This window comes from Treponema vincentii, from assembly GCF_018336815.1.
Classification (GTDB): Bacteria; Spirochaetota; Spirochaetia; order Treponematales; family Treponemataceae; genus Treponema.
Genome location: NZ_CP050497.1, coordinates 780,576 through 798,021 on the forward strand (window position 1 = coordinate 780,576; position 17,446 = coordinate 798,021).

The 17,446-nt window shown below is 42.3% G+C and carries 19 protein-coding genes; 11 read left to right on the forward strand and 8 right to left on the reverse strand.

All coding sequences use genetic code 11. The features are described from left to right. Nucleotide 1: 1 nt before the first annotated feature. Together GWP40_RS03585 and GWP40_RS12650 are read right to left on the reverse strand one after the other, a co-directional pair. On the reverse strand, nucleotides 2–1,126 hold the full coding sequence (locus GWP40_RS03585) for a TaqI-like C-terminal specificity domain-containing protein (RefSeq protein WP_212566086.1): 1,125 nt from the start codon (nucleotides 1,124–1,126) through the stop codon (nucleotides 2–4). After that, nucleotides 1,080–3,068, reverse strand: coding sequence for an Eco57I restriction-modification methylase domain-containing protein (locus GWP40_RS12650; protein ID WP_230974581.1), 1,989 nt, complete (start codon nucleotides 3,066–3,068; stop codon nucleotides 1,080–1,082). The genes GWP40_RS03585 and GWP40_RS12650 overlap by 47 nt, the downstream gene beginning before the upstream one ends. A gap of 174 nt (nucleotides 3,069–3,242) precedes the next feature. Between GWP40_RS12650 and GWP40_RS03595 the strand changes: the two genes are divergently transcribed. The 4 genes from GWP40_RS03595 to GWP40_RS03610 all read left to right on the forward strand — a co-directional run bounded on the left by GWP40_RS03595 (nucleotide 3,243) and on the right by GWP40_RS03610 (nucleotide 4,876). Next, nucleotides 3,243–3,524, forward strand: a complete 282-nt coding sequence (locus GWP40_RS03595; RefSeq protein ID WP_212566087.1) for a type II toxin-antitoxin system RelB/DinJ family antitoxin — start codon at nucleotides 3,243–3,245, stop codon at nucleotides 3,522–3,524. A gap of 217 nt (nucleotides 3,525–3,741) precedes the next feature. Further along, on the forward strand, nucleotides 3,742–4,206 hold the full coding sequence (locus GWP40_RS03600) for a DUF3990 domain-containing protein (RefSeq protein WP_212566088.1): 465 nt from the start codon (nucleotides 3,742–3,744) through the stop codon (nucleotides 4,204–4,206). Then, entirely contained in the window at nucleotides 4,193–4,645 is a 453-nt protein-coding gene (locus tag GWP40_RS03605; protein WP_230974582.1) for a hypothetical protein, read from the forward strand. Before GWP40_RS03600 ends, GWP40_RS03605 begins: the two co-directional genes overlap by 14 nt. Nucleotides 4,646–4,717: 72 nt before the next feature. Then, on the forward strand, nucleotides 4,718–4,876 hold the full coding sequence (locus GWP40_RS03610; RefSeq protein WP_212566089.1) for a hypothetical protein: 159 nt from the start codon (nucleotides 4,718–4,720) through the stop codon (nucleotides 4,874–4,876). 89 nt (nucleotides 4,877–4,965) lie between these two features. Here the strand turns inward: GWP40_RS03610 and GWP40_RS03615 are convergent, their stop codons facing one another. The 3 genes from GWP40_RS03615 to GWP40_RS03625 all read right to left on the reverse strand — a co-directional run bounded on the left by GWP40_RS03615 (nucleotide 4,966) and on the right by GWP40_RS03625 (nucleotide 8,300). Further along, on the reverse strand, nucleotides 4,966–5,376 hold the full coding sequence (locus GWP40_RS03615) for a tellurite resistance TerB family protein (RefSeq protein ID WP_212566090.1): 411 nt from the start codon (nucleotides 5,374–5,376) through the stop codon (nucleotides 4,966–4,968). 15 nt (nucleotides 5,377–5,391) lie between these two features. Then, nucleotides 5,392–6,438, reverse strand: a complete 1,047-nt coding sequence (locus GWP40_RS03620; protein ID WP_212566091.1) for a hypothetical protein — start codon at nucleotides 6,436–6,438, stop codon at nucleotides 5,392–5,394. A 281-nt stretch (nucleotides 6,439–6,719) separates the two neighbouring features. Further along, nucleotides 6,720–8,300, reverse strand: coding sequence for a hypothetical protein (locus GWP40_RS03625; protein ID WP_212566092.1), 1,581 nt, complete (start codon nucleotides 8,298–8,300; stop codon nucleotides 6,720–6,722). Between the two features lie 110 nt (nucleotides 8,301–8,410). Between GWP40_RS03625 and GWP40_RS03630 the strand changes: the two genes are divergently transcribed. The 5 genes from GWP40_RS03630 to GWP40_RS03650 all read left to right on the forward strand — a co-directional run bounded on the left by GWP40_RS03630 (nucleotide 8,411) and on the right by GWP40_RS03650 (nucleotide 13,399). Beyond that, nucleotides 8,411–8,689: a helix-turn-helix domain-containing protein gene (locus GWP40_RS03630; protein ID WP_212566093.1), complete on the forward strand. Its 279-nt coding sequence runs from the start codon at nucleotides 8,411–8,413 to the stop codon at nucleotides 8,687–8,689. Between the two features lie 228 nt (nucleotides 8,690–8,917). Then, entirely contained in the window at nucleotides 8,918–10,903 is a 1,986-nt protein-coding gene (locus GWP40_RS03635; RefSeq protein ID WP_212566094.1) for an ATP-dependent helicase, read from the forward strand. A 47-nt stretch (nucleotides 10,904–10,950) separates the two neighbouring features. After that, nucleotides 10,951–11,448 carry a hypothetical protein gene (locus GWP40_RS03640; protein ID WP_212566526.1) on the forward strand — a complete coding sequence of 166 codons (498 nt, stop codon included), beginning with the start codon at nucleotides 10,951–10,953 and terminating at the stop codon, nucleotides 11,446–11,448. A 27-nt stretch (nucleotides 11,449–11,475) separates the two neighbouring features. Then, nucleotides 11,476–12,303 (forward strand): purine-nucleoside phosphorylase, encoded by an 828-nt coding sequence (locus GWP40_RS03645; protein ID WP_212566095.1) that lies wholly within the window; start codon nucleotides 11,476–11,478, stop codon nucleotides 12,301–12,303. A gap of 139 nt (nucleotides 12,304–12,442) precedes the next feature. After that, nucleotides 12,443–13,399, forward strand: a complete 957-nt coding sequence (locus GWP40_RS03650; protein ID WP_230974583.1) for an RluA family pseudouridine synthase — start codon at nucleotides 12,443–12,445, stop codon at nucleotides 13,397–13,399. Here the strand turns inward: GWP40_RS03650 and GWP40_RS03655 are convergent. Both GWP40_RS03655 and GWP40_RS03660 read right to left on the reverse strand, forming a co-directional pair. After that, nucleotides 13,326–13,871, reverse strand: a complete 546-nt coding sequence (locus tag GWP40_RS03655) for a histidine phosphatase family protein (RefSeq protein ID WP_212566527.1) — start codon at nucleotides 13,869–13,871, stop codon at nucleotides 13,326–13,328. The genes GWP40_RS03650 and GWP40_RS03655 overlap by 74 nt on opposite strands. A gap of 56 nt (nucleotides 13,872–13,927) precedes the next feature. After that, entirely contained in the window at nucleotides 13,928–15,076 is a 1,149-nt protein-coding gene (locus tag GWP40_RS03660; RefSeq protein ID WP_212566096.1) for a hypothetical protein, read from the reverse strand. Between the two features lie 150 nt (nucleotides 15,077–15,226). Here GWP40_RS03660 and GWP40_RS03665 point away from each other — a divergent pair, with 150 nt between their 5' ends. Beyond that, on the forward strand, nucleotides 15,227–15,661 hold the full coding sequence (locus GWP40_RS03665) for a Holliday junction resolvase-like protein (RefSeq protein ID WP_212566097.1): 435 nt from the start codon (nucleotides 15,227–15,229) through the stop codon (nucleotides 15,659–15,661). Nucleotides 15,662–15,889: 228 nt separating this feature from the next. On the opposite strand, the gene GWP40_RS03670 is transcribed toward GWP40_RS03665, so the two are convergent. Further along, complete coding sequence (locus GWP40_RS03670) at nucleotides 15,890–16,750, reverse strand: sigma-70 family RNA polymerase sigma factor (protein WP_212566098.1); 861 nt, start codon at nucleotides 16,748–16,750, stop codon at nucleotides 15,890–15,892. 424 nt (nucleotides 16,751–17,174) lie between these two features. Between GWP40_RS03670 and GWP40_RS03675 the strand changes: the two genes are divergently transcribed. Beyond that, nucleotides 17,175–17,441 (forward strand): co-chaperone GroES, encoded by a 267-nt coding sequence (locus GWP40_RS03675; protein WP_212566099.1) that lies wholly within the window; start codon nucleotides 17,175–17,177, stop codon nucleotides 17,439–17,441. The last annotated feature ends 5 nt before the right edge of the window (nucleotides 17,442–17,446 follow it).

Below are 17,446 nucleotides of genomic sequence, written 5' to 3' on the forward strand. Positions count from 1 at the left end.
CCTACTCCCCCTCCACCACTTTTATCTCATCTTCCGTCAGCCCATACAACCGGTATACCGCCCTATCAATCTGCTTATCAATAATTGCCGCCCGTTGTTCCAAGAGCTTTTTATCCTCATCGGAAAAAACTTGCTGCAATCTGCTTTTGATTTCAAGCATTTGATCTGCAAGAGTGATAAGCGGGGCTTGATCCTCCGGTGAAATAGCTTTTATGGGAATTTCTGCAAGAGGTTTATTAAAATATTCCCGCGTATTTCCTTTTGATTTACCGATAAAGCCAAAATACCAGTTGTGTAGTTTTGAGTTAAGTAATACCAGTAGATATTTAATATTAAAAGGCATATTTTCTTTCATTACTAATGCACGGATATCACCGCCGTCATTGAAATACTGTTGATTATCATACGCAAAGCGATTCTGTGTTGCCCGATACGGGACAATCAATTTTTCTTTTGCATCAAAAATATTTTTATTACGTGGTCTATCAAAACGATACCATGCATAAGCACCTTTTAACACCTCATTTCTGTTGCTGAGTTCCTTTTTATGTGCTGAAAGATATTTATAAATATTCGGATACTTTTTTATGTCGGTTTTGTTATCTGTATAAATCAGAACAGTTTTTCTATTTTCTAAATGGTATCTATGAATATCGCCGTTTTTTATATTTTTTCGTATAAGATCTTTTTCAAAAGTATTTTCTTCAGCAACGGAAAGCGGTACTGTAAAAATATCATTTTTACCTGATTTAGAACCTTGCTCAATGAGCATTATATCACCAAGATATAATGAATCTGTTTTCATTTTGTCAATAACATACTGTTCTTTGCTATCGGCAAGAATCCATACTTCACCGAGTGTATTCCTTTTCATCGTGATATATGAGTAATCATTTTCTATAATTACGGAATCAGGAGCTTTATCGCTTGAATATGTAAAAATATCGATGTCATTTGTTGTATGTTTTTCTGCAAATACTAATGCAGTATGTACATTTGCGCTAAATATTTTTGCATTTTTAAAATTTACAATTTTGGTAATCTTGTCGGATAAAAAGACTCGTAATTTTTTTGCATACTCATTGCCTAAAAAAATAATTTGAAGTAATAATACCGTACAATCCATCTTCTTTTAAGAACTCAATACCGCGATACATAAAATAATACATCAAATCGTTATAACCTGTGTGTATTACAGGATATGTTGTTTGCAAATATGTGTGCAGTTCAGGAAATACACTGATGTTCACATACGGCGGATTCCCTATTACGCAGTCAAAACCGCCTTGAGCAAAGACTTCCGGAAACTCCTTATCCCAGTCAAAGGTATTGATTTTTCGCATTGCTTCATCGTCAAAAAGGCTTACGTCTTTTTCGTTATAATAGTCGGAACCGACAAGACTATTGCCGCATTTAATATTCGAATCGAGCGAGGGCAAAAGCTTCATATCCGAAAACTTAAACAGCTGCCCTTGCGTTTCGCTTCCTTCATTTTCCAATAGCTTTAAGTAGAGCGAAAGCTTGGTAACCTCCACAGCTTGACCGTCTATATCCACTCCGTAAATATTATTCAGCAAAATACGCTGCTTTTCTTCAATGGTGAGTTTATAAATATTTTTCCCTGTTTCATAAATACGGCTGTTTTTCAAAGCCAGCTTCCGCTCCTTTTCGCTTGAATAATAGTCCAAATGATAATTCAAGAGCTGCTGATACGCTTCAACAAGAAAGGAGCCTGAACCGCAGGCGGGATCAATCACTTTAAGCTGAGCAATAGCGTCAGGGCTTTGCCCCTTTATTTTTACGCCGAGGGTATTTTCTACAATGTAGCGGACGATATATTGCGGGGTATAGTACACACCGCCGGCTTTTTTTACCTCAGGTTTTTCTTCGATCAGCGCAGTGTGTCCGCCTTTCACATTACGAAATTTAATGATCTTTCCTAAAAACTGTTCATAAATATTGCCGAGTATTTCGACCGGTAAAATGGAAAACTCGTACGGACATTCGGGATAATACAGTCCATTTATAATAGAAGAAAGAACCGCATCATCAATAGTCAAATTGCGAAGCCAATCATGCGGTTTAAAAAGTCCCGAATTGTACTTTGCATTAGCCCTGTCAAAAACAGCTTGCAGCTTTTGATACACTGTGCCGCTTTCGGTTTCATGTGAATCAAAGGTCTTTTGGGAATATGTGGAACAGCTACTAGGCACGGCACCCAAAATAAACGGAGGTGTACTGACAGTACATTGAGTATTATTTTGGGTGCCGTAACGACGTAGATACCCGCAGATTCCCAAAAGGGTGCCGTACTCTTCCATTTCCTTATCTTCCGCAATTCGCAAGAAAATGATTCGGTCGATAATTTTTTGTACGGCAGTATTTAGATGATAAATATTGAGCGAAGGATTACGCAGTGCGATATTTTTTGCAATATCCGTCCGCCAGTTTTCAATCAGTTTCAGTAATTCCTTATCAACCTCGGAAGTATCTTTTTTGTTTTTATTCTCTTGAATATAGGTATCGAAACTGCCCTTTAAAATTGCTTCTTTTGAAAAAGTGTTAAAAATAAAATCGAAATGTTTATGGTACTCATCGAAGGTACAGTAAAAGATACGGGCTGTACTTGGTTTATCGGAAGGCGAAGGTTTTATACGAGTGTCGTACACGGCAAATTCTTCAAAATCGGTAAGTATACACAGGGGGAGTTTTGCCGTGTACCCATACCGCCTTACCTGAAACGCCGGTTCAAGTTCATCTTTAATGTTAACGCTCGGTTTTTTCGCTTCTACAAAAAACTTCCTCACCCCTCCTATTCTAAAGGCATAATCGGGAGCCTTAACCCTTCCGGCTATCGTTACCTTGTCTTCACGCACCACTTCCCGATATTGTTCGGAATAACCTTGTTCATTCCTTATATCCCAGCCTAAAAGTTCAAAAAACTTGTCAATAAAATCGGTACGGGTATTTGCTTCGTCATAAGCCGATGTATTGTACTGTTTTCTATTTCTTTCAAAAAGGTCAGTCAACTGTGTGAGTTTGAGTCTATATTCATCTGAAATATTCATACGTAACTCCATAGAGGATTCATTGATAATTGTTTTTTATTATATCAAATTTCTATAAAAAAGACAGAGAGGAGCAAATAAATGTTTTAGCAAATCGAGGTGAGTTGTGTTATACATTGTATTGCATTTGTTCGTACAAAATGGTATAAACTCCTGTATCAAGAGGCACTATTCATGGCAAAGACGGCAAATATTACTATCAGAATCGATCCTGAAACAAAGACAAGTGCAGAACAACTTTTCTCAACTTTCGGCATCACCGTAACGGATGCAATCTCTATTTTTCTTCATAAATCCATTATGGAAGGGGGACTCCCCTTTGCGGTGAAACAACCCCGCTTTAATGCTGAAACCGAAGCGGCAATAGAAGAAGCGAGAGGCATTATTGCAGGGAAAATACCTGCAAATCGCGCCTTGTTTAATGAGCTGGATACGGAAATAACCGCTAAATTATGATGGAACCGGTAACAACGGGAGCTTTCCGAAAAGACTACAGAGTATAAACGACTCAATCTTGTAGACTCCTGGAGCGTTTTTTTATACAATCAACAGCTTCGGCTCAGGCGAGAGGCCGCAACCGGTCCAAACAAACCGTTGTTCAAATTACAGATAATACAGTATGTTTTCAGAAAGACAAATCTCAATTATAATAGTTACCAAAGGAACCTATTGTATGATACTTTATCACGGAAGCAGAGAAATTGTAAAAAGCCCGGAAATCCGCATTCTCCGGTATAGTAAAGACTTTTACTTTGGTTTTTATTGTACGCTTATAAGCGAGCAGGCGAAAAGATGGGCAGTGAGATTCTCCGGAAAAGGGATAGTGAACGAATATGAATATGTTCAGAATTTCTCTCTCAAAATGTTGAACTTTCCGGCGATGACAGAGGGATGGCTTGATTTTATCATTGATTGCCGGAGTGGGAAATCTCATGATTATGACATAGTGGAAGGTCCTATGGCGAATGATACTATCTTCAATTATATTCAGGATTTCATTGATGGTAAGATTTCCCGATCTGCGTTTTGGGAACTTGCAAAGTTCAAGAAACCGACCCATCAGATAAGTTTTCATACAGCGCGAGCATTGGAAACATTGACTTTCAAGACGGCTTACGAGGTGTATGATGAAAAATAATAGTTCGTTATTTTATGTGTGCAGTCTTTTGGAATATATCGGCCGCCTTTGCAAAATTGAGCGGTCAAAACTGGTAAATCAACTTGGGAAAAATAATATAAAAAGACTTTATAAAGATGCAGATGTGCTTCATTGCGAACCGATTGAAAAAATTGCCGATGAAGTTATATCCATTTATAATATAACATCCGGAGACTTTGATAATGTTTTACGGTGCCGTTATGCAGTTCCGGATTATTGGACAATCGGCGCAGTATACGAACGCCTTATTGAAGATATTTGTGCAGAAAACGAATTTATTGATTTTATTGTTGACACATTGGTCTCTGTTTATTCATCATGGATTGACGGGGCAATTTCAAATTATAATACGGATTTTTTCTATCAATCCCGTGAGTATATTTTTGAATCGTGGAAAGAGGGTGCGCCGGCGGAATAAGAACCAAACTTCCTAGCAGGCGCCTTCACTGATGCATATTTACTTGAACCGCAGGATACATTGTGTGCGGATATGCTGCCGGACGCAACGCAGGAAACATTGACACAGATACGGGTAATAAACACGGAAGATGCTAAGCCGGTTTTTTTGCTATCCATGCAAGACGGCTATGTGGTATTGTTGCAACTGGTTTCTATTTTAGACACTATCCCCCTGCACAAGGGGGACTGACTATTCCACTCTGTAAGACTTTTGACTTTACCCCTCACGATGTGATTAGTAAGAAAGATTTTAGCTTGGTCAATGGTTATGAAAGTTGCTCAGACACTTTCAAACAATAGACGGTTGACTTCTCCATATACATTCATCAAATTTTTTAGCTGTGTAAGAGCCTTTTCTTTAAAATCTGCACCAAGTTGGAATGCCACGGTAAGTTTGTCTACTAAATTCTGTTCTTGTTTATCGAAAGTATTATCCGATAAGACCAGTGCAGCTATTTCAAACAAAATAATCTTTAAGTCAATATCAGTACTGACTTCCGTAATTTTTTTGATAACATTTTCTAAATTATTTTGAGCGGAATAGCGGACGGTTTCCAGTTGCATTTCAATACAGTATTGTTGTATGTACTGTTTTTCTTCCTCGGCAAATATTCCATCCGCTTTCGAGGCATGAATACATAAGTCCAGAAACAGTTCTTTTTGTTCTCCGGAAAGTCGATTTAAATACATGAGTATCTCCTTATGTTAAGCTGTTAGCTTTTTTGCTTGTAAAAACGTTTCAGTATCCTGCAGTGTTTGTTCTATATCTGACTTATTAATACTGGGCTTCTCGCCTTCTGTTTCGCTCTTGTTTACAATATTTACCTTGCACATATTAAAAAGGACGCCTACCAATAAACTCGTATTATGTACAGTTACCTGCTGCTCAAGTGTAAAATTATTCCAATCTATTGTGTTATACATAGCGGTTTGGCTGTTAAATATGGAATACAACAGCTTGATATGAGAATCGTAGATATTTTTCACTTTGATAAGAGCAGCGTTATATCGTTCTGCGATATTTTTAAGATCATCTAAGTAGGGACAAATGGAGTCGATTTCATTTTCAGCCTTTTTCATTTGAGTCCATGCTTCATCTGCCTTATCGGAAAGGGAACTACCGGTAATATTGAAAATAATACCGCCTACCAGTAACCCGACTCCCAAGGTTGCACCGCCGAGTATTAGACTTCCCAGCGCCATTCCACCGCCGCCAGCCGCGAGACTTCCTCCACCTAAGGCTGCAAGGGTTGCATTTGTGGCCGCAGCACCGCTTAAAGTTGAAATCGCAGTACCGGTGGAGGCAGTTCCAAATGCCATAATCGCTCCGGTAGTAAGTCCCGAAGCGGCAAGCCCTCCGGCAGTTCCTAAGCCGGCACCGCCTAAACCACCGAGTAATATTTCAGCACCGACGGAAACTTCTTTTATCTTTTCCTTATCATACGGAGGGATCTTCACGCCGTTTTTTTCATACGGTTTAAACTTCGGACGGTTTTGTATTATTTCGATCAATGCTTGAAAGTGTTTAAAACTTTTCAAGGTGTTGAGTTCAAGTTCTCCTAAAGTATCCATAGCATTTGTTGCAGCTTCTTGTTTTTCTTTAAATCTACTAATATTTCTACGGTGTCTGGATTGTGCGGCTTCTATTGTGTCATTAGCTTCTTTCATTTTCATTCCGCCGCTAATACCGGCACCGGCTCCTATCAATCCTGCCGCAGCCGCAGCAGCACCGAGAATTAATGGTATGGGCATAATCTACTCCTATCTATTATGGTTCCTGTACTTTTTTGCCTGCTCTTTTAGCATCTGACAGGCTTGATAATTTAACGTATAGTAATCTTCTTTACTCATAGTATGTTTGAAATACCGGTTAAAAGATTCATCCACTCTGCATAATAATGGCCGTTCATTGTAGATGGTACATATATTTCCGTCTAAATATTTACATACGCCGTCTCCTCTATTCAAGTTTGTATATAAATGGGACTTATCCACATTTCTACAACATTCGCCGCAACGGTTGCATTGAAACATTATTCAAATACCATACGGGCATTTTTATCTTTCATAAAAGAATCAAAACTGCTGTGCGTGTGCCACGGTATTTTCATTCCGATTGTTTCAGCAGCTTTGTAAAGCATTGTATTTAATTCTTGCTCTGTTTTTGCATTTTCTAAATTGGAGGCAAGACTGATATACAGCGCTGTTTCTTGTTTGAATTGCTCGATATCAATCTCCATGAGCTTTGCCGCATACTCTGCAAAATATGCAGCTTGCTGTTTATAGTAATTGACAATGTGCTGCATTGACGGCAGTGCATTAAAAAAATCGGTGAGCTTATGTATGAGAGGAGACCTATCAAGAAAATACAGGAAGGTGCAGCTTAAAATACCGGTAACAAAAGCTCCGCAAAAACTCGGTACAATTGATCCAATGACAGGGATAGCACCGATGCCGCTTGATCTTACCGCTTCTGCTACTAAAGTACCGGTAATCACACTTGCTCCTGTTGCCAGTATCTTTGCCACAGCTTTGATTCTATCACCGGGAAGGTAGCCGTCCGGATTAATAAACAAAATTTTAAATGCCTCTACCAACGAAGCCCATGATTGGCGTATTATGTTAACCGTATTTTTCGCAGTAGTAAAAAAAATATTACAAAGCGTTGTGGTCAAACTTGCCATTGCACCGCCTGCTGCTCCCTGTAGAAATTTTGAAAAAAGTTCTTTGTATTTTCGTTGTGCCGCTTCCCATCCGTTTCTGATACCGCTTCCTATTGCAGAGAAAAATTCTTCAAACTTAAAATCTGCTTGTCGGTATAATCGATTAAGTTCGTCTTTTATATTGAACCAGATTTCGGTAAATGCAAATCCGAGCGCTTGCCGGACACCCATACCTAAGCCGACACCGGTTGCCGCAAATGCAACATCTTTACGGAATTGAGAACCGGTATAATACGCCCGCGCAAGTTTTTGTTCATATACCTTTCTAGCATTCGCATCTTTTCGGCGCATGGCTGCTTTTTGTTTTTCCGTATATTCGTTGCCGTACTTTTTTAAAAAAGTATCCATATCATCGGCTTTCTTTGTCCGATTAGTGCGCCGGTTTGTCGCTTGAAGATTTTCATCACTATTTGCCAGGTCAGTGCCTTTTAAACCGGCAAGGCTTCTGCCTCTGTCATCATGTATTTCTTTTGCGGAAATAACATGATCAAGATCGCTTGTGCCGCTTGCAGGAATATCTTCGCCCGTATAAGCATCTTTCAACGTTCCCGTTTTTCTTTGTTCAGCAATAGCACGGTTTTTTTCGATGTACCGTTTATCGCTATGATAGTCTGCTGAATTGTAGGCTCCGCGTTTTTCATAGGCTTCGGCATTTGCTTTATTTTTATAGGTCATGTTATCGTCAGTACCGATTTGCCTGACATTATGGATAGTATCTACATCACCGCCATGCCGGTCTTTTATAATAAAATCCAATCCGAAGGAGTTAATGATACTTTCGATAATAACTCGTTCATACTGCATGAGAAGAGAGTTCTCAACGGAGTCTTCCAGATCAGGTTCAAAATCTTTAACAGCTCTTACGGCATAGCTGCCTACAGCATTTCCCATATATTCCCTCTTTTTCATTTACTGGTGTATTACCCGAATAATACTATATTTATAATTATAGCACACGTTATGACATTGCTGCAACACTATATTTTATTAAAATTGAATAAATGAGTGTGCTTCTGGAACAACAGCAAAAGGTTATTCTCAATTTACGGAAAGAGCGGGAAAAGCAAGGTTTGTCGCAACTTGAATTGGCTTTGAGAGCAAATATTTCACAAAATATGATTAACTATGTTGAAACAGGAAAACGGACACCAAGTTTGGATACGCTTTTAAAAATATGCCAGGCACTAAACATCAGTCCGGCTTCATTATTTTTAGATACGAATGAAGAAAAAGAAAAGGCTAAAGACACAATCATGACATTAGTACAGCGGTGGATGTGATTTTATCGGCATCTTCATAAATCAACAATATCCCGATGCGGCATGTGAGTATTGCTCAATGTTTCGTACGGATAAAGCCGGGGCGTTGCGGGGTATCCCCGCAGAGAGGGTAGGCTGCAACCGTGTGCAGCCGTAGGGGGAGACTTCCCCCACCAAATACCCAACGAAAAAAAGACCTAAACTATTCCGTATCTTTTCCCCTCGTTTTGTGCTATACTTCTCTCTCTTATGAATACGGAAAATTTGAATCCTGAGCAGGCGAAGGCGGTCAATACGATTAACGGGCCGGTGCTGATTATTGCGGGGGCGGGGTCGGGGAAGACGCGCGTGATTACGTTTAGGATTGCGCACATGCTGGAAAGCGGGATTCCTCAGTCGCAGATTTTGGCGTTGACCTTTACAAACAAGGCGGCGCGGGAGATGGAGCAGCGCATTAAGGAGCTGACGGGTAAGAAGTTACAGAATTTAACGATTAGTACTTTTCACGCGCTGGGGGTGAAAATCCTGCGGGAATATATTGACCGGCTGGGATGGCGGCAGAACTTTAGCATTTACGACGAGGTAGACCGCAATCAGCTGATTAAGGAGTCGGCGAAGGAACTGAAAATTGCAACGGAAACGCTCGATGTGTACGGAGTGGGGACGCTGTTTTCTCAGATAAAGACGGGGCAGAAAAACTTTACGGCACAGACGGCGGTGTATCGTCCGTTGTATAACGAATATCAGGCGGGACTCAAGCTGTTCAATGCGGTGGATTTTGACGATTTGATTATGCTGCCGATTAAGCTTTTTACCGAACATCCCGATGTGCTCGCGGTGTACAAGAACCGCTACCGGTATGTGATGGTGGATGAGTTTCAGGACACGAGTATTCAGCAGTATCAGATGATGCATTTGATTGCAGATGATAATGTCTGCGTGGTAGGCGATGATGATCAGTCTATTTATTCGTGGCGGGGGGCGAATTATGAAAATATCCGCCTGTTTGAAAAGGATTTCCCGCATCTGGTGGAGATTAAGCTTGAGCAGAATTACCGTTCCACCGGTACGATTTTAGCGGCTGCGAACGGGGTGATTTCGCACAATACCAACCGGAAGGAAAAAGCGCTGTGGTCGGGGAACGGCTCCGGCAAGCCGATTGAAATTTTTATCCCGGAGAATGAGGCGGCAGAGGCTGATTTTATTGCGGACACCATCCTTACGGAGAAGATGCGCGAGAACCGGAGCTATGCGGACTTCGGCGTTTTGATCCGTACCAACGGCTTAGGGCGCGCGATTGAAGAAGCCTTCCTCGATGCCAATATTCCGTACCGGATGTCCGGCGGCACGAGTTTTTTTCAGCGCAAAGAAATTAAAGACATTATCAGCTATCTGCGGGTGATTGCGAATCCCGACGATGATATTAACCTCTTGCGGATTATCAACACACCGCGGCGCGGTATTGGGAAAAAAACACTGGAAGTGCTCTCCGCAATCGCAACGGAAAAGGAGTGCTCCATCCGCATGGCGATTCATGCGCTGCTTGAGCGTCCGCCGGACGACTTCCGCGAAAAGAGCCTTGCCGATTTGGAGGAATTTGTCGAGCTGATAAGTTCCGAGCGGAAACAGCTGCTGTCCGGCAAGGGCTTGGCAAATAAGGTGCGGAAACTCGTAGAGCGCATTCAGTATTTTGATTATCTGACGCAGGAATTTCAGAAAAACGAAAAAGCGGCGCGCTTTAAGTTTTTGAATATCGAAAGCCTTTTGCAGTCCATCGACACGTGGGAGACAAACCCCGACAACTTTGACCCTTCGCTGTATACTTACCTCAATCGCATCACACTGTTGAGCCGCGATGACCAAAATGAGGAAGATACCGGTGAGGTGAATATCATGACCATCCACGCAGCGAAGGGATTGGAGTTTCCGGTGGTGTTTATTGCAGGCGCCGAGGAAGGCATTATCCCACATGCCCGTAGTATGGAAGAAAATGCAGGGGATGTGGAAGAAGAGCGCCGCCTGTTCTATGTCGCCATTACCCGCGCCCGCGACAAGCTCATTATTACGAGCTGCCGAACGCGGCGCAGGCAGGCGGGTTTGCTGGAGTGCAGCCCGTCACCGTTCTTGGAAGAAATTCCTGCGGAGCTAGTGCAGTACCATGAGCCGGAAACGGAACCGGAGGAAGAAGATATCGCCAAGATGTTTGCCCAGATGAAGAAGAAGTTTTCTATGTAAGCTGTTTATACTTGTAAAAACCTGCGAACTGATATATAGTGAAGACCATGTTAGTGGATGATAGAATTATCGCTGAAATAATCGTAAGAATTGGGCGGCATTACAATGAAAATATCGCAACGCGCTTCTTACGCCCTTTGTTTGCACAAATTCTTTCTAATATTGATTTATCGCGGCATATCGTTGATTTGACCGAACATTCCGAGGATTTTGTCTTACAAGGTTTCCATCTTGATGACCTTTATTATGACATTATCGCGCTTGCCCGGTTTATTTATTTAGTCCGGCGCGATGTTCTTCCCAATATTAATTCGATTACCGAAGCAAATACCAAAATGGCGACTGCCGATAAAGTGTACCGTAATATGGCTTTCAGTAATTTAGGGCCGAACCTTAACCTATTGGCTTCGATGGTGCTTGAACTTTATCATGCAACGCTCCAATACGATACAAAAATGTCAGGAAAAGGCAAAACCGTTGCAAGCCGTATTGCGGACTTGTCCGACATGGAACGCCTGTTGGCAAATGCCGATGTAGATGCTTAGTCGATACGGATGCTTAAAGGAAACTATATGACTGCTGAAGAAAAATTGATACAGTGTTTTAAGAATCTCAAAGATCGCGTTCCGTATACCCCAAAAATTGCACTAGTGCTTGGCTCAGGACTGGGCAATCTTGCGAACGAGCTGCAGGTCGAGGCAACGATTCCGTATGCTTCCATTCGCGATTTTCCGCTTTCTACGGCACCGGGACACCGCGGCGCATTCGTATTTGCGAAAATAGAAGGGATTCCTACCGTTATTATGCAGGGGAGAATCCACTATTATGAAGGATATCCGATGACCGATGTGGTGCTTCCTATCAGGATGATGAAAATGATGGGGGCGGAAGTTCTCTTCTTAACTAATGCGGCAGGCGGTGCGAACAAAAATTTCAGTGCAGGTAATTTTATGTTGATTACCGATCACATCACATGTCTTGTGCCTTCTCCGCTCATTGGGAAAAACTTTGAAACTCTTGGCGTGCGTTTCCCCGATATGACGCAAGTGTATGATAAAGACCTTCGGATGCATATCAAGGCAGCGGCAGAGTCCTTGCATATTCCTCTGCAAGAGGGAGTGTATTGTCAATTCACCGGCCCTGCTTATGAAACGCCACAAGAGGTACGTCTGGCAGGGATACTCGGCGCTGATGCTGTCGGTATGAGTACTGCTGTAGAAGCGGTCGCTGCCCGCCATGCCGGTATGCGTGTTTGCGGCATCTCGTTCATTTCGAATCTCGCAGCAGGTATGAGCAGCTCATTATTGAGTGAACAAGAAGTGCTGGATGCAGGAAAAAAAGCGGCTCCTCTGTTTAAACAACTGGTGTTAAACAGCATCGGCCGTATGGGAAAAGCATAAAACGGAATTTATTCTTTCGGAAAACGATGCCGGTAGGCGGCTTGACCGTGTAATCAGAAAATTTCTGGCGGATACTCCGCTTTCGACGCTGTATGCAGCAATCCGTAAGGGCTTAATCCGTATCAATGGTAAGCGGACAGTGCTTAATTACCGGACGGTAGTAGGCGATACATTATCGATTTCTGAAATGCTTCTCTCTGCTGAAAAACAGCCGGTACAGAAGCAGTCTGCGTCCGGTGAACAAAACCATACCTCCGGCAAACGGTGCCGTGTCTCCGGCAGGCAAGCTCGCATTCCTGCCGATATCCCGATTTTGTTACAAACAACCGACTTGCTTATCGTCAATAAGCCTGCGGGAATTCCCGTACACGGGGTGCACAGTATCGATACGCTGCTTTCCGGCGCTGCGCATCTTTGCGGCAATACCCTACAGTGCGACACTACGGTACAGTTATCCCCCAATATACCGTCTACTGTCGGCTTCGCTCGTAATCCTTTGCAAAGTCTTTCTTTTAAACAAGGGCCGCTGCACCGGTTGGATAAAGATACTACCGGCGTGCTCTGTTTTTCGCAGACACTTGCCGGAGCGCAATGGTTTTCTCAATGTCTGCGGGAAAAAACAGTAGGTAAATACTATTTAGGCGTTGTGCGCGGCGCTATGCCATCACAGCTTATTACCGCCGAAGACGAAAGCGGTAAAACTATCACACAATGTTATTCGCTGAGTTACAATAAAGGGATCGATGCGTCGCTGATACTGTTTAAGCTTATCACCGGTAAAAAACACCAAATACGGAAGCATACTGCGAGTGTAGATCATCCGTTGGCTGGAGATCGTAAATACCGCGGAGGAAATCCGCTTCCTGCGTGCAAGCGCTACGTACTCCATGCGTGGCGGTTGTATTTTCCCGCTTCAAGACCGGCGGATATCCCCGCTTTCATTGAAGCTCCATTTTATTTCGAGATGGAAACTTGTATCAATCGATATTTTTCGAGCTGGGAAAAAATAGCGTCCGCTGCTCTTATAGATCAAACTCAAGCAGCTGGCAATTCTCAATTTCTAACTGGAGTAATTCTTCTGCCGAAAAAGGTTTAAAGTACGTATAGATAGCCGCTGTTAGCACGCCGTGGCAGACAAAGAGGATATTGCCGTCTCCTGTATGCTTATGCTTTACGTCTTCTATAATACTGTATGCACGGTGTGCTACTTTCGCAAAGGATTCACCTTTGGGAAATGTTAAAAAAGGATTTTTATGAATGTATAAAATTTCGGGGGTATTCCACGGTTTTCCTTCAAAGTCACCGAAATCGATCTCTTGCAGGCGGATATCCGGCATAGCCGTAAGCTGTAATGCCTGTTCAATATATGCAGCCGTATCTCTTGCCCGTTTAAGTGGAGATACGTAAATTGTCGTGATATTGTTTTTTTCTTTATCTTCTTTTAATCGGCTTGCCAAGTTTTGGGCTTGCATCCGCCCCTTTTCCGTCAACATAGATTCCGAAACACCGCAAGCCAGTTCTCTTACATTCAAATCCGTTTCACCGTGGCGCACAACAAAAAGCTTCATGGCAAAAAGTATAAGCAAATAAAGTTTGAACTGCAAGAGGCCGCATTGTTGATTGCTTAAAGACTGTAATTGAATGTTTCGGCGATTACCGTTTCACCCAAATCGGTACGGGCGAGCGAAATTGCTTGAGCTTTTGTTTTAGCTTTCGCAGTATGGGTAAAGGTAAATCGGTTTATCTTTCGTGCTTGTTTAAAATCCCAAATCGATATGTCAGCACGTACGGTACAGGTAAAGGTACTATCTTCCGTTGTTTCTACCGTAATGTACGTCCTACCGAAAATAAAACGGTCTACAGCAGCACCGATTTTCGTTTGAGCAGCACGGATAACGGAAGCCTCATCTGTATTGGCTAGTTCACGATATTCATCCAGCCCGATCCTGCTGAATCCCCGCTTCATTAATCCCGTAAGCAAGCGTGTTGCTGTTATATTACCGGAAAAAATCGGTGTATTATTTTCATCATAATCAAGAATAGCAATAATAGACGGTATCCGTTTCTCTGTTGTTGCAACTTTATAAGGGAAAGAAACGGAGAGGTTGTCGGTTGCCTCATCAGCTAAAGCGGTAGACTTTTTGACCGGACAAAGGCAAAAAAATAGTTTTCCGTCGCATGCTCGGTTGGATGTGGGAGGGGTAAAGTATAAAAAACCATCGGAATCCGTCCGTACAAGCTCTTTTTTTAAAGCGCTGCCGGTACCGGCGGACGGATAGAGAACGGTAATAGGATAATTATCGAGAGGAAACTGTTTTTCGGGGGCGGTAATGACAACACGTGCCGTAAACGGCTGAGTGAACGGAGAGTCGGCATTCACAGGTGCGGGGCTGCTGACCGCCTCGATGGAAATAGTCTCCAATAGCGGTTCTATTCGATTGCGAGCTTCGATGAGAATCGCATTATCTTCTTGTCCATTGCACGATTCATAAATAGCATTGAATAATGCAAGCATCTTATGTATATCGTAGTTTTCAACAGCCTGCGTAAGCTCGGGAAGCAGCCGTGCAAGTGTTTGCTTTTCCGATACTGTTTCAGTAATCTCGTTACCTGATTTCATTGTCCGAGGGGATTGATTCACGTATCCTTGTTCAAGAGCTTCTCTCGATTCCGTTACCGGCGATGCGGTATCCCCTTTGGTTGCTATTGATGCACAAGAAACAACTAATGATAAAAAAAAGCAACAACAGAGTACAGAACCTATACGATACATACACTAACGCCTCAACTTCGTAGAAAAAATCAACTCTTATATCGGATACTTTAATAGGATCCTTTAGGAATACAACAGATAACCGATACTCACAGTAACACAGCATACGGCATTTTACGCCGACCAAAAGTTTTTTCGAGGAGGAAAATTATGTTTGATACGGTAGAAGTAAAACTCTTGCTGCTTATTCTAGCGATTGCAAGTATCTCATTCATTATCATCGCTTTCTTCCTCGGAACAAAAATAGGACGACTTACCGCAAGCAAGCACCTCGCTAAAGAGATAAAAATTGCCCGTGAAGATGCTGTTAAACGGTCTCGAGCGGTTTTGAACGGACAGCTTTCCGAACAATTTGCAGCGTTCTTTCCCGGTTTTCCTGCCGATCCGACGGAAATCCGATTTCTCGGAAAACCGGTAGACTTCGTCGCCTTTCCGGGGCTTTCTGCGGGAGCCGTTGATGAAGTACTGTTCGTCGAAGTAAAAACCGGTAATGCAACACTTTCAAAAGTCGAACGTTCGCTGCGCGATGCCGTAGAAAAGAAGAACGTCCGCTACACCGAGTACCGAATACCCACTCACGCTTAAAAAGGCTCTGATGCGGTTACCTTCCTTTTGTTCGAAATTTTATCCAAAATTTCGAACAGTTTATTTTAGAATAAGGGCGACCGCATCAGACGGGTATATAAACGAATCGCGGAATAAATAGGCTGTGAGACCATTTGAGACGCAACGCGGCGAAATTCCGGTTGAACAGCCTATTTATTCCGCGGGGGCATTAAAAAGCCAAGCTGATGCGGTTGTCCCAGTCGAAGGTTATGCGACGAAGCTTTCGAGTTCGTGCTGATGACCTATCGACTGTAACCGTTCAAGCGCTTTCTTTTCAATTTGGCGGATGCGTTCTTTGGTTAAATTGAACCGCATACCGACTTCCTTCAACGAAAGCTGCTCGTATCCGTTTAGTCCAAAGCGGTAACGGAGAATTTCAGCTTCCCGCTCAGTCAAAGAAGCAAGCAATGTATCGACATTTTCGCGCAAATCAATATCAAGTGCATAGCTTTCAGGCTGCATATAACGGGTATCTTCGATAAAATCACCGGTACTGGCAGCGCTGTTATCATTGAATACCGGCGCATCCAAAGAAACGGGGTCGCGGGCAGCATTCATAATCGTCCGTACCATTTCAGGTTCTATACGGAGTTCCTGTGCGATGGCGGTTAGCTCTTTATCTTCCGGTTCGCTTCCGGTTTTTCCCGTAAGTTTACGAGCTTTTTCAATCTGTACTAATTCGTTTGCCCTGTTCAGCGGAAGCCGAATCATGCGGGATTTTTCGCAGATGGCTTTTAAAATCGCTTGGCGAATCCACCATACTGCATACGAAATAAACTTATATCCCTTATCGGGATCAAAGCGGTCGGCAGCATTCATCAATCCGATATTGCCTTCGCTGATTAAATCCATAATCGGAATATTTTTATTCTGATATTTTTTTGCGACATTGACCACAAAGCGCAAATTCGATTCAATCAGTATTTTTTTCGCCTTCTCATCACCGGCAGCAGCGGCTTTTGCATATTTAACTTCGTCTTCTACCGACAACAGCGGTATCTTGTTTATCTCTCTTAAATAGGTTGCAAAGACATTATTATCCGCACGTGTATTCCGTATTTTTTCCATAAGTCAAACTCCTTGCAAGTGATGTGTACGATATTTCGAGGCAATGCAGCAAACCGAAATTCGCCGGTTAAAGGGGCATTCTGATGTGCACCTTATTTAAACCGTGTATGCTTATTATTAAAGCAAATACTATGCCAATTTTTTCAAGATAAAAGATGGTACGATGAAAGAGAAAAGAGCCACAAAAATACTTACATTGCGGGCATTTTAGGCATGGAATTATAAAAAAAAGAAAAAAACTTGCCTTTTTATATCTTTGTTTGTATATTAAATATAACCTCGTATGGTTGAAATGACACACTCAGTATAAATATGATTAAAACTGGGTTAAATTGACACAGCTATATCCGGTTAAAATGCCCTTGATGTCATCGGGGCATATTTTTTTACTACCGAAAAGTACAGTATGATAGGAGGTTCTTACATGAAAGTACGGCCATTAGCAGACCGTGTTTTAGTAAAGGTCGATAAGGTAGAAACTAAAACCGCAAGCGGAATTATTATTCCCGATACCGCACAGGAGAAAACACAGACGGCAGTTGTCGTTGCCATCGGCGATGATAAAGAGAAGATTAAGGTGTCGGTCGGTCAAAAAGTGATGCACGATAAATACGCAGGGACACAGATTAAGATCGACGGTGAAGATTACCTAATTTTAAAGGCAGGCGATATCGTCGCGGTAATTGAATAACAGTT